At 51.7% G+C, this 12104-nt stretch carries 16 protein-coding genes; 5 read left to right on the top strand and 11 right to left on the bottom strand.

Features of this window, described 5'->3' with window-relative positions:
* Positions 1 to 59: 59 nt before the first annotated feature.
* From DU000_RS06045 to DU000_RS06005, 9 genes are all read right to left on the bottom strand, one after another.
* Complete coding sequence (locus DU000_RS06045; RefSeq protein WP_114402461.1) at positions 60 to 482, bottom strand: ExbD/TolR family protein; 423 nt, start codon at positions 480 to 482, stop codon at positions 60 to 62.
* Positions 483 to 489: 7 nt separating this feature from the next.
* Positions 490 to 1203, bottom strand: a complete 714-nt coding sequence (locus tag DU000_RS06040) for a MotA/TolQ/ExbB proton channel family protein (RefSeq protein ID WP_114402460.1) — start codon at positions 1201 to 1203, stop codon at positions 490 to 492.
* A gap of 17 nt (positions 1204 to 1220) precedes the next feature.
* Entirely contained in the window at positions 1221 to 1967 is a 747-nt protein-coding gene (locus DU000_RS06035; RefSeq protein WP_114402459.1) for an energy transducer TonB, read from the bottom strand.
* 22 nt (positions 1968 to 1989) lie between these two features.
* Entirely contained in the window at positions 1990 to 2193 is a 204-nt protein-coding gene (gene hemP / locus DU000_RS06030) for a hemin uptake protein HemP (protein WP_114402458.1), read from the bottom strand.
* Positions 2194 to 2196: 3 nt separating this feature from the next.
* Complete coding sequence (locus DU000_RS06025; protein WP_114402457.1) at positions 2197 to 3024, bottom strand: FTR1 family iron permease; 828 nt, start codon at positions 3022 to 3024, stop codon at positions 2197 to 2199.
* A gap of 2 nt (positions 3025 to 3026) precedes the next feature.
* Positions 3027 to 3464: a cupredoxin domain-containing protein gene (locus DU000_RS06020; RefSeq protein WP_205074021.1), complete on the bottom strand. Its 438-nt coding sequence runs from the start codon at positions 3462 to 3464 to the stop codon at positions 3027 to 3029.
* A 236-nt stretch (positions 3465 to 3700) separates the two neighbouring features.
* Complete coding sequence (locus DU000_RS06015; protein WP_114402455.1) at positions 3701 to 4168, bottom strand: ferritin-like domain-containing protein; 468 nt, start codon at positions 4166 to 4168, stop codon at positions 3701 to 3703.
* Positions 4165 to 5385, bottom strand: coding sequence for a DUF2325 domain-containing protein (locus DU000_RS06010; RefSeq protein WP_114402454.1), 1221 nt, complete (start codon positions 5383 to 5385; stop codon positions 4165 to 4167). Before DU000_RS06010 ends, DU000_RS06015 begins: the two co-directional genes overlap by 4 nt.
* Before the next feature lie 12 nt (positions 5386 to 5397).
* Positions 5398 to 5709 (bottom strand): hypothetical protein, encoded by a 312-nt coding sequence (locus tag DU000_RS06005; RefSeq protein ID WP_114402453.1) that lies wholly within the window; start codon positions 5707 to 5709, stop codon positions 5398 to 5400.
* A gap of 112 nt (positions 5710 to 5821) precedes the next feature.
* On the opposite strand from DU000_RS06005, the gene DU000_RS06000 reads away from it, so the two are divergent.
* Complete coding sequence (locus DU000_RS06000; RefSeq protein WP_114402452.1) at positions 5822 to 6076, top strand: oxidoreductase-like domain-containing protein; 255 nt, start codon at positions 5822 to 5824, stop codon at positions 6074 to 6076.
* Here the strand turns inward: DU000_RS06000 and radC are convergent.
* Positions 6071 to 6745 carry a RadC family protein gene (gene radC / locus DU000_RS05995; protein WP_114402451.1) on the bottom strand — a complete coding sequence of 225 codons (675 nt, stop codon included), beginning with the start codon at positions 6743 to 6745 and terminating at the stop codon, positions 6071 to 6073. The two genes, DU000_RS06000 and radC, sit on opposite strands and share 6 nt — an antisense overlap.
* A gap of 80 nt (positions 6746 to 6825) precedes the next feature.
* On the opposite strand from radC, the gene DU000_RS05990 reads away from it, so the two are divergent.
* Positions 6826 to 7275: an FKBP-type peptidyl-prolyl cis-trans isomerase gene (locus tag DU000_RS05990; protein ID WP_114402787.1), complete on the top strand. Its 450-nt coding sequence runs from the start codon at positions 6826 to 6828 to the stop codon at positions 7273 to 7275.
* Complete coding sequence (ispH, locus tag DU000_RS05985; protein ID WP_114402450.1) at positions 7275 to 8240, top strand: 4-hydroxy-3-methylbut-2-enyl diphosphate reductase; 966 nt, start codon at positions 7275 to 7277, stop codon at positions 8238 to 8240. The genes DU000_RS05990 and ispH overlap by 1 nt, the downstream gene beginning before the upstream one ends.
* Before the next feature lie 82 nt (positions 8241 to 8322).
* On the opposite strand, the gene argH is transcribed toward ispH, so the two are convergent.
* Positions 8323 to 9774, bottom strand: coding sequence for an argininosuccinate lyase (gene argH, locus DU000_RS05980; RefSeq protein WP_114402449.1), 1452 nt, complete (start codon positions 9772 to 9774; stop codon positions 8323 to 8325).
* Between the two features lie 137 nt (positions 9775 to 9911).
* On the opposite strand from argH, the gene DU000_RS05975 reads away from it, so the two are divergent.
* Both DU000_RS05975 and DU000_RS05970 read left to right on the top strand, forming a co-directional pair.
* Complete coding sequence (locus DU000_RS05975) at positions 9912 to 11027, top strand: sensor histidine kinase (RefSeq protein ID WP_114402448.1); 1116 nt, start codon at positions 9912 to 9914, stop codon at positions 11025 to 11027.
* A gap of 50 nt (positions 11028 to 11077) precedes the next feature.
* Positions 11078 to 11974, top strand: coding sequence for a LytR/AlgR family response regulator transcription factor (locus DU000_RS05970; protein WP_114402447.1), 897 nt, complete (start codon positions 11078 to 11080; stop codon positions 11972 to 11974).
* Positions 11975 to 12104: the final 130 nt, after the last annotated feature.

Genomic DNA, 12104 nt, shown 5'->3' with positions numbered 1-12104 from the left:
GAACACGGAAGTGGCTGGCTATTGAAAAATAAACGACGGATTATTTGCTAGGAATAGAATTATTTTGCTGGTGAATATGGCGCGGTAACAAAAGCAATTTTTCGTAACCCATTGTTTTGTGCCAAGCTAATCACTTGCGCGACCGCCTCATAAGCGACTTTTTTATCTGCCCGCAGATGTAATTCAGGTAAGGGTTCATGCCCTGCTGCTTGGCTCATCAATGCGACTAACTCAGTCTGCGTGACAGCTTGGCTTTGCCAATGCACAATACCGTCCAAATCAATTGCCAATTGAATTTGTTCTGGTTTCACTGGGTTCGCTTGGTTGCTGGCTTGTGGTAGCTCTAGTTTCACTGCATGCTGAATGACGGGAAGTGTCACCATAAAAATAATCAGCAACACCAACATGACATCGACCAACGGGGTCATATTGATTTCGGCGATTTCATTCTCTTCGGTGTTGAATGCGCTTTGAAAACTCATGCTTGCCTCACCCTGCTGCTTTGACTACTTGTTTAACCTCGCGCACAACTCGTGCCCCCGTAATCCAATAGGCGTGGAGGTCATGGGCAAAGTGGTTCAATTTTGATTGTTGGGCTTTGTGCGCACGAATCAGCGCGTTATAAGCCAAGACCGCAGGAATAGCGACCGCTAATCCCAGTGCGGTCATGACCAATGCTTCGCCAACCGGGCCGGCGATTTTCTCAATACTGCTTTCTCCACTCGTACCAATTTTCATGAGCGCGTGATAAATCCCCCACACAGTGCCAAACAAACCAACGAAGGGTGCGGTACTGCCAATCGACGCCAATACCGCTAAACCACTTTGCAAGCGCGCACTACTTTCTTCAATGCTGCGTTTTAAACAACTCGTCAACCAGTCGCTCAAGCTTAAGGCTCCATGTAGATCATCTTGCGCATGCGCATGATGTTCAACGGCTTGTTGACCTTCTAGTGCGAGCGCCAGATAAGGATTGTTACTACGCTGCCCGGTCAGGTGCTGAAGGGCTACGGCTAAACTTGGGCTATGCCAGAATGTCTGATCGACTTGTTTGGCATGGCGATTGGCCCGCATAAATAGCCAAGTTTTGCTTAATAAGACAGTCCAACTCAGGATCGACATCAGCAACAGAGCGAGTGCGACAAAATGGCTAACCCCATCGCCTTGTGACCATAGCTGAGTGATTGAAAAAGCGTTTTCCATAACATCCTCTAAACAAGTTAATTTTCTAACGTAAAACTGATCGGCACTAGGGTCCAAACCCGAATAGCTTGCCCATTTTCTTGATGGGGACGGAAGCGGGCCGCCAACACGGCCTTGCGAGCAGCCTCATCTAAACGATTAAAGCCAGAGCTTTGTTGCACATTCGCTTCTTCTGGGCGGCCCTCGGTGTTCACCAGCACACGAATCAATGCGGTGCCTTCTTCACCCGCACGGCGTGCGAGCGGTGGGTATTGCGGGTCTGGCTTGACTAAGTAAGCAATACCTTGGGTTACCACCTTGGGTTGCGCTGCAGGTGCTTGGCTAACACTGGGAAGACTCGGATTTTGGCTGCTCGATGTATGGCTTGCGCTGGCATTGCTGGGGGCGGTTGCGGCGTTGTTCGCTTGACTGTTTATCGGCGTCGCGCTGGCTAAAGGTATTGGGCTAGGCGTATCCGGTAATACTTGGGCAGGCACCGGTTTACTTACTAAGGCAGGCGCGAGGGCGGGTTTGAGGGCTGGCGTAACTTTTGGCTGGCGACTAGGCGGAGTGGGGGCCGCAGGGAGTGCCGCATCCACGACTTCCATCACGGGAATGTCAGCATTGAGTGACGCAAGTGGGGCGCGGTACTGTAAAAAAAGAACCCATGCTAGGCCATGCAGAACAACCGCAAAGCATAAGCCCCCCGGCCATTTTTCTAGACGGCTAGAGCAAGTCCATGATCGGTCGAGTAACGGTAACTTTGAAGAGGTTGAGAAAGACATGTAATGCTTTGCTGATACAAAATTAAGCCACTAAAATCAATTTGTTTTGGCGTGTGCGGCGCAGGATATAAGTACGCTCGCCATGAATAATCTGGAGTTCATCAGCGTCACCTAATAAACTGCGGGCCTCTACGCAGGCATACCCAGCGCGTATTTGAATCCAAACCGGACGATTTGATTGCGTTGATCCGGCTGATTCATCATGACCAAGGGTTGGCTTTAACATTTTTCAGCCAGTGCAGGTAAGGTGGTTCACGCGATGCTGGCTCCATGCGGCTCCTGCAGTGATCAGCACGAGCGTTAGCACATAGCCAACCATTTGCATGCCAGTTGGCTGAGGGTCGTAACCAACCAGTAAGTGAAGAGTTTGGCCCAGCAAACTATCTAACGACAACCATTCAGACACATCCCAGAGTGGGTCAGCCAGACTTGGCAGCCAATCAGCTTGAATCAAATAGCGTGTGGCTTGGGCTGACATACCGGCGGCCAACAGCACGATCCAGGCGGTGGTGACCTTGAAGAACCAGCTAAGAGGAATGGCCAGTAGCCCACGGTAAATCGCCCAACCTAATACGCTGCCAGCCATTAAACCCAATCCACCGCCCAGCCACAAAGCGCCGGTGTCGATGGATTGGCTGGCGTGTAAGCCATGCAAAAATAGAACGACCTCAGATCCCTCACGCAGAACCGCCAAGCCAATGACGCTGAGTAAAGCTGTCATCGCTTGCTGTTGATGTTGAATGGCGTGACCGATTTGCTTGGCTTGCTGTGCGAGTTCCCGGCCATGCTGGCTCATCCAAATAGTGTGCCAAGCGAGCATGACTACTGCAGCCGTTAGTACGAGGGCGTTAAAGACTTCTTGGCCCATCCCATCCGCTAGCCGAGTTAAGTGTTCCGCCATATAGGCCACCACGCATGCACCCAGCACACCCAGACCGATGCCCGCGCTTATCCAGCGTGCACGCGCATTGAGTCCTTGGGTGGCGGCGGCAATAATCCCGATAATGAGGGCTGCTTCTAAGGATTCTCGGAAAAGGATTAACGCAATTGCGAGCATGATTATTCCGCAATCAATTGGCCGGTGGCTGTGCTCGGATTGAACTCGCCAAAAAAAACGTATTTACCGGGTTTAAGCGGACCAATGCTGAGTTTTGTTTTGCTTTTTGCTGGGATGATTTTCTCTACCCGCAGGCTGTAACTTTCAAACTCTTCAGCGCTGTCATCTTGATTGTCGATCAATAACTGAACTCGTTGCCCTGCTGGCACGCGGACGACATTTGGCTCAAAACGGTGATTTTTAATGACGATGCTAATCGCCTCTTGCGCGTGGCAGAGTGTTGCTCCTACCGTTATTACAACCGTAGCCATCAGCCTGCATAAGGCTTTGCGGGTTGTATTCCTTAGCTTGAAATTCATGATAATGATTCTCATTTTTATTTGTCGGGTGATTATAACGATAATGATTATCATTTGCAATAATTTGTTGGCGCCAATCACACATAAAAAAAGCCACCCGTGATGGTGGCGTGAGTGGGTGAGAGAACGAGCGCTATTTACTACTGGGCTACGCTACTTATTTTTGCTGCAACGGCATAATCACTAACCATAAATGACTTTCTACGATGTTCATAACACAGTTATTGTTTTTGAACTATGCAACTTAACCGAGATTATTAATTGGCCAATTAGACGCCACTTAAGTCAATGATGCCCCAGTGTCGTTGCATAGTTGTTCAGGCATTAAATGCAGCAGTATCGCCGGGCTTGCGCAGCATTTTGTTTACTTCATCTAAATGCAATTCTTCATTCACAATCATCTCCCGCGCAAATTCTTCAAGCAAGACGGATTGACCCTCTACGATTTTTAGCAAGTTGTAATAGGCATCCAAGGCATTTTTTTCATGCTCTAAACTTTCGCGCAAAATGTCTCCTATGTCGTGTTTTTCGGTTTCGAGTAAGGTGCCGATTTTGAGTGAAGGATGACCACCGAGTAGTGTCGCTAATTCCCCGGCCTTGTGCGCATGTGCAAGGCTTTCATCCGCATTTCCTTTCAACCAAGAAACAATCGGAATGCGGTTATAGCCATACACCATCAGAGAGTAGTGGGTGTAACGCACCACACCGGCTAATTCAATTTCCATGATCTGATTTAGCGCGTCAATGGCTCGTTGAGTGAGTGCGCTATCTTGGGTGATCTTCATACTATTTCCTTTATAGAGTGGGTGAGTGATTCAAGCTTTTTTTCTAGGCTGCTTGGGCTTGGACTTTCAATAAAAACACATTGCTTACCCGTGCGCTTGCAATGTTCTTTTACCCGCCAATAGGCATTGTGGCTGATGCAGCCAGTTTGGCAAATAATTAAATCCGCTGCTTGGAGGCTGTGATCGAGTGCACTGAGTGCTTGTTCTTGGCCGCCATCATGATGGCTGAATGATGCTCCTGTTTTCTCAATCACTTGGCGATAGTTGGTTATATTGCCATTACGTCCACCTACGCACAAAATATGTTTGTGTTCTAAGTTGGGTGAATGTCTTAGAGGCTTTACCACTGTCGAAGTAGTAGGCTGTTCAGGTGCTGCATCAAGAGTGACCGGAATTGGTGCTTTGCGCTGGCTGTTCTTAATAGCGGCGCGCTCATGGAGCCGCTGTTCTAGGGCTCGTATTTTGATTTGATATTGTTCCTGTTGACTAAGCCAACTGCTGCGAGAAATTGCGCTGCTCTTCCATGTCTGTATTTCTTGTTGCAAGCTTGCAATCATGGTCGCCTTACCAAGGTTTTCGGCACGAAGCTTCATGCAGTCGGCGCGCACTTGTTCAAGCTTTTGGTGAAGAGCTTGCATATCATGGCTAACACGTTGTTGAATTTCCGCTAGTTGCTTGACGAGCATTAAATTTTCAACTTGGAGTGATTGAGAGAGTTGGGTATTCATGCGATGCTCCTCGGCAGCTCGGTGCTGCAAGACCAACATATCACGCGTGATTTTTTCTTGGGTTGGGGTATCTGCGCTCGGGTGGGTAAGAATCGCCCAAATAGCACCCATGACTTCATTTTTTTGAATGGACTCTGCCCATCCGGCCAATAGTTGCGTTGGTGTTTGCAGGGTTTTGTAGCGCTTCACGAGTTCTTTGTGCTGTCGCTCAAAGTATTGTTGTAAAGACTCGGAAATACGGTTTCTACTGCGGCAAGCTGACGTGGTTCCTACCAGTAACTCATAGTCATCCGCAAGTGAGGTGCCCCCCAGTGTTTTATTCACAAGTTTTCTAAGCTGCGCCAGTGGAATACAGTTACCAATAATGTTGGCATGAGATTCCGTGTTGAGATCCCAGATTTTTTTTCTATGTGCAGGAATTGCGGCTAGTTGATACCGAATAGCTGCTGATTGTCGCCTTGGCAGTTCAATGACAGTGGCTTGTTTCATGCTGTGGCCTGTTTAGTGCAGATGGGTGGGTAAGCGTTGAGTATGGAGCCCTTCAGTTTGCGCTGAGTCTGCTGATTTGCTGGGCTGAATTGACCCGGCTGCCTGAGCTTGGCGGCGCGCCTCCTGTTTCTTTTCAGCGAGCACCAAGGTGGCAACCAATTGGGAGAAGGCTGCTTCGTCAAAACGTAGCGTCAGATACTGAAGCATCAGTTGTACCACCCCGCAATGGCTACATGCACTGACTTTACACAATCCATTGTGCACCAGTGTTTCGGGAGGGTGTTCATTTATGTCCGGCGGTATTAAGTCATGAGAGATTGGCATGTGTAACTCCAAATAAATGAGGTCTTTTTATAATAATGATAATCATTCTCATTTGCAAGGGGGTGCCCAGCGTGTAGTCTTGTACTGGGAATTAAGCCTTAAAATATGACAGATGACTCAAAACTCATATCACCCTTTACCCGCAAGCGCTGATCAGGCCAAGCAATGGATCGCCGAGTTAAGCGTTCAATTGACTAAACAGGGTATTACGTTTCGGGACCCGCCGGAACAGCCAACCAGCTGTTGTGGTCGTGGCTGCAATGGCTGTGTGTGGGAAGGCTACTATGCCGCGATGACGTACTGGTGCGAACAAGCCCGGGCGCTACTGGCAACGAAAACCAGCGCCCCTACCAATTCTGCGTTATAACTGGCCGTTTTCTGCCAACGAGAGGGTGCCGTGGCGGGTGATGATGAAATGGTCCAGCACGCGAATATCCAATAGACCTAAAGCGTCGCGCAAAGTCTGCGTCAACTGGATGTCGGCGCGACTGGCTTGCAACTGCCCGCCGGGATGGTTATGCGCAAAGATCACCGCCGCGGCATGGTGTTGCAGGGCATATTTGGCGACTTCCCGTGGATAAACGGTGGCTTCATTCAGGGTGCCGTGAGCTAGCTCCTGTAACGCAATCAAACGATTGCTGCTATCCAAGAAAAGACCCACAAACACTTCGCGTGGGGCATGCCCCAAATGCAGACGCAAATAATCGCGTACTTGCTGTGGTGAGCCTAGTATGGGGGTGCTGCGCAGGGTTTCAGCGAGCGCTCGCTTGGCCATTTCTAACACCGCCTGTAGTTGGGCATATTTCGCACTACCCATGCCATGAATCTGGCCCAAGCTTTGCAGATCGGCGGCAAACAGCCCTTGCAAGCTGCCGTATTGCTGCAGGCAGGTGCGCGCCAATTCAACCGCACTTTGACCTTTAACCCCGACTCTCAGAAAGACCGCCAACAGTTCCGCATCACTTAAGGCCTGCGCCCCATGCTGAATCAGTTTTTCGCGAGGCCGTTCATCGGCTGGCCAGTCTTTGATTGCCATAATGGAAGGATTCCGCAGGAAAGAGGCATTTAGCTTAGAATATCAGCCCTATTTTGTCTATTTTTGCGGTTAAGCTCATCATGTCTACCATCCAAGCCGATTCTCACGTTACCCTGCATTACCGCCTGTTATTGAATGAGCAAGAGGCGTTCGGTGAAATTGTGTCGACTTTCGACGACAAGCCGGCCACCATTCAAATGGGCATGGGCCAGCTGTCACCTGGCTTGGAAGCCCGTTTGTTGGGTTTGACTGAAAGCCATGAAGCCAGTTTTGAGCTGAGCCCTGAGGAAGGGTTTGGGCCGCGTAATCCTGAGCTGATACAGAAAATTTCACGGGCGACTTTGACCGCCAACAGCCCCACCGACACCGACTACCAACCCGGTGACATTGTTGATTTCCCCCGCCCTGATGGTGGCCGTTACGCGGGGGTGTTAAAGACTTTAACCCCTGACTATGCCCTGTTTGATTTTAACCATCCCCTGGCTGGCAAAGCCTTACGTTTTGATGTCAAGATCATAGGAGTACTCTAATGCAACCTGAGACCCATGCGTTGACCGAGGTCCTGCTTGCCCAGCCACGCGGCTTTTGTGCTGGGGTAGATCGTGCGATTGAAATTGTCGAGCGCGCACTGGCGCAGTTTGGCGCACCGATCTATGTCCGCCATGAAATCGTCCACAATCAGTATGTCGTGGCAGATTTGCGTGCCAAAGGAGCCATTTTTATTGAAGCGCTGGCCGATGTGCCACCGGGTAACACCCTCATATTCAGCGCGCATGGTGTGCCGCAGGCAGTTCGGCTGGAAGCAGCGCAACGCCAGTTAACGGTGTTTGACGCGACCTGTCCACTGGTGACTAAGGTACATGTTGAAGTCAGTAAGATGCGGGCCGCAGGGAAAGAGATCATCATGATTGGCCACGCTGGGCACCCGGAGGTTGAGGGCACAATGGGGCAAGCAACGGCCGGGATTTACTTGGTCGAAACGGTCGACGATGTCGCCCGCCTCGTAGTGCAAGACCCCCAACAGCTGGCCTATGTGACCCAAACGACGCTGAGTGTGGATGACTGCGCGGCAGTCATTGCCGCACTCAAAGCGCGTTTCCCGGCGATTGCCGAGCCGAAAAAACAAGATATCTGCTATGCCACACAAAACCGCCAAGATGCCGTCAAAATCATGGCCCCGCAGGTAGATGTGGTGCTGGTGATTGGCAGCCCGAACAGCTCTAACAGCAATCGCTTGCGCGAAGTTGCGGAAAAACTGCAAGTCCCTGCCTATCTGATTGAAAATGCCGAGGCCCTCCAAGCCGAGATGGTCACGGGCAAGGGCCGGGTCGGTATTACGGCCGGGGCTTCAGCGCCCGAAGTGCTCGTTGAAGCCGTATTACAACGCCTGCGTGAGTTTGGGTCGATCAGTATCCGCAAATTGCCTGGCGTCGAAGAACAAGTCGCCTTTCCCCTCCCCAAAGGCTTGGCCGAGCGTACCGCCCCCAGCGCGTAGGCGCAGTGGCATGCCAGCGCGGCCACTGGGCGTCGCTGGCGTCGCTTGCCTTTCACCCAAAAGCCTCCGGTACAGGTGGGGTTTACTGAGCCTCTTGTTGCAATAGATGGCGCGCAGCCGTGATGGCTTGACGGACTTGATTCGGCGCCGTGCCGCCCACGTGATCACGGCTGGCAACCGAGCCGGCTAGGGTGAGAACGCTGAAGACACGCTCATCAATCAACGCGGCGGCGTTGGCTAATCCACTCGCGGCCTGGAGTTCGGCCAGCGACAGTTCAGCGAGATCAACCCCGCGCTGCACACAGACTTTCACGGCATGGGCAACTGCTTCATGCGCATCACGGAAGGCCAAACCTTGTTTGACCAGATAATCCGCCAAGTCGGTTGCTGTTGCATAGCCTTGCCGCGCCGCTGCTTCCATGGCGGCGGTTTGCACCTGGATACCTGGAATCATGTCGGCAAAAATGCGTAAGGTATCGCGCACGGTATCGACGGTATCAAAGAGGGGCTCTTTATCTTCCTGATTATCTTTGTTGTAAGCCAAGGGCTGGCCTTTCATGAGCGTGAGTAAGCCCAACAAGTGGCCGGTGACACGACCTGTTTTGCCTCGCGCGAGTTCGGGGACATCAGGATTTTTTTTCTGCGGCATGATTGAGCTACCGGTGCAGTAACGGTCGGGTAAATCGATAAACCCAACCCGTGGGCTCATCCACAAAATCAGTTCTTCGGAGAGTCGGGAAATGTGGGTCATGATCAGCGCGGCCGCCGCACAAAACTCAATCGCAAAGTCACGATCGGAAACGGCATCCAGAGAATTGCGACACACTTCTGCAAACCCCAAGGTCGCCGCGACACGGGCGCGATCTATCGGATAACTGGTCCCGGCTAACGCCGCACTCCCCAAGGGGAGGCGATTGATGCGCTTGCGACAATCTTGCAGGCGCTCACTATCACGCGTAAACATTTCTACATAGGCTAACAGGTGGTGGCCGAACGTGACCGGCTGAGCGACCTGGAGGTGCGTGAAGCCCGGCAAAATGGTGGCAGCGTGGCGTTCAGCCAGATTCAACAAGGCCGTGCGAACGTCGCGCAAGAGCGACAGCAGATCATCCACTTGTGCCCGTAGATACAGCCGAATATCGGTTGCCACTTGGTCGTTGCGCGAGCGTGCGGTATGTAAGCGTTTACCTGCATCGCCAATTTTTTCGATCAAGCGTTTTTCGATATTGAGGTGGACATCTTCTAGATCCAACAGCCATTCAAATTGCCCTTGCTGGATTTCTTGCAAAATGGCGGCCATGCCTTGTTGGATTGCTTCCCAGTCTTGGGCCGATAATAAACCGACACTGTGTAGCATTTCTGCATGTGCCAGTGAGCCTTGAATATCAAATTCGGCTAAACGCTTGTCAAAGAAGACCGAAGCCGTATAACGTTTGACAAGCTCGGAGACTGGCTCAGAAAAACGGGCTGACCATGCTTCGGCTTTGCGGTTGAATTGGGAATCAGCGTTGGAATCAGCAGGGGTGGTGGTCATGTTCGGCTACCTTTGGGCTACCCAGGCAGCGGGTTGACGCTGCCAGTGAATGAATGGGTGAGTAATGAAATCGCGTGTCAGTTGTGCGGCCAAGGGGTCGAGACAACCGGCCAGTCACATGCGTAAGGCAAACAGACATGCAGCTAAACCAGATTATAAAACAGCCCCTTCGCCTTCTTCGCTTTCCGGTAACGCCACAACAGCATGATGTTTATGCACCAGACTGGTGTAGTTTAGGGGTGGTGATTCGGGTACTGCTGTGTGTCAATGGCCTGGCTTTCTTGGCCTGCTTATGGCCCTGGTTTGGGTTTGATAGCTCGGTGGCGCAATATACCCAACTGGCCGTCTGGCTGCAGCCTGTTACGTTTTTGAGTTTGGTTTGTTTGTGTTTAGTGCGGCGCTTGGTTCCCGCAAATGTGTGGCTACAGCGCTGGGCGGCCTTTGCTGTCCCTGCCAGTTTGGCGATTGGGTGCGGTTTTCTGATTGAAAGCCTGCTATGGTTGAATGAGGCCCCCGCGCTATTGCACGCCTGGCGTGGCCTCTCTGCAGCCCTGATGGGCCTGGCCTTGCAACATTACTTTGAGTTACGGGCGCGGGCCTTTTCCCCGGCCATTGCCGAAGCCCGCCTGCAAGCGTTGCAGGCAAGAATCCGTCCCCATTTTCTGTTTAACAGCCTCAATGCTGTTTTGGGGATTATTCGTACTGACCCGCGTCGTGCTGAAGCAACCCTGGAAGATCTGGCTGATTTATTCCGTGAGTTGATGCGTGAGCGCCATGATCTGCTGCCACTCGCCACCGAGATCAGCTTATGCCAGCGCTATCTGGCGGTCGAGCAATTACGGCTTGGCACACGTTTGCAAGTACAGTGGCGATTGCCCGATAGTACTGCGCTGTCGCCAGACATCATGATTCCTTCCCTATTGTTGCAGCCCCTGCTAGAAAATGCTGTTCATCATGGCATCGAGCCGGCGATTGACGGCGGCATGATTCTGATCCAGATTCACCACCACGAGCGCCGGCTGAGCATTGAAATTACCAATCCTTACCATGCTGACCATACCTCCAAAGGTAATCATCTGGCGCTGGACAATATTCGTGCGCGGCTAGCACTGCTTTATGATGTTGAGGCCGTATTAAATACGACGATTGTTGAGTCGCCAGCCGGTGGCGATCCATCAGGTCGCCAGTTTCAGGTACGACTCACTTTTCCCGTGCGGCATATTCCGCGCAAACCGGCCCAACATGGCGCGTAGTGTCGCTGCCTAGACTGCGGGTATCCCACTGTGATTGAGTTGATTTAACCATGACCACGCTCCCTCCTGCTACCAAGCCATTACGCCTACTGTTGGTGGATGATGAACAGCCTGCGTTGCAACGGCTGCAATTCATGCTCGACGATATTGCAGTCAGCCTACCGACTCAGGTCGTTGCGGCAGTCAATACTGCAGCAGCAGCCCTGACCTGCTTGAGCCAAGAGTCGGTTGATGCGGTGTTGTTAGATATTCAAATGCCGGCGATGAATGGGCTCGAATTAGCGCGTCATATCCTAGATCGTTGGCGCTTACAGGCTGAGCCCGCCGCCCGTGGCCATCATCCCCATTTACCCGCGATCATTTTCATTACTGCCTATGATCAGCATGCGCTCACCGCGTTTGACTTACAGGCCCTCGATTATTTATTGAAACCGGTTCGCGCCGAACGTCTGCTAACGGCACTGCAGCGGGTTCAAGCCTCGCGTATGACGGTTGTGACAGACCAGCCAGAAACCGCCAGCCCAACATCGCCTAGCGAGCTGACAGCCCTACAAACGGCCCTACAAAAAACCATCCGCCAACACTTAACGATTCATCAACGCGGTCGCTTTATTCTGGTGCCCATAGCCGACGTGATCTATTTCAAAGCCGAGTTGAAATATGTCACGGTGCGTACGGCACAAGCAGCGTATTTGCTAGAGGAATCGCTCACCGCACTGGAAGAGGAGTTTCAAGCGCAGTTTATTCGGATCCACCGCAATGCCTTGGTCGCGAAAGCCGCCATGAGTGGCGTGGTTAAAGGAAAACTGGCCCCCCTTCTCGAAGGGGGCGATCATGAGCGAACCAGTGAAGCCTCGTGGGAAGTCATCCTGAATGGCGTCAGTGAGCGATTACCCATCAGCCGTCGCCAATGGACACAAGTGAAAACCTTATTAAAACAGCCTTGATAACGGGTAAAAATACGATTGCAGTGAATCGAGTTGACTAACTTAGCCCAGTTGTAGAGCCATTGATGGTTCGCTGATGCCGCATTCTCCTTGTTGACGATCAGAAATAGCGCCGAGCTCCAGTAAACTA

It is taken from the genome of Parvibium lacunae (genome assembly GCF_003335215.1).
In the GTDB taxonomy this organism is placed as follows: domain Bacteria; phylum Pseudomonadota; class Gammaproteobacteria; order Burkholderiales; family Burkholderiaceae_D; genus Parvibium; species Parvibium lacunae.
The sequence above is the reverse complement of the archived record's forward strand: the minus strand, read 5'-3'. Positions and strand labels throughout refer to the sequence as shown.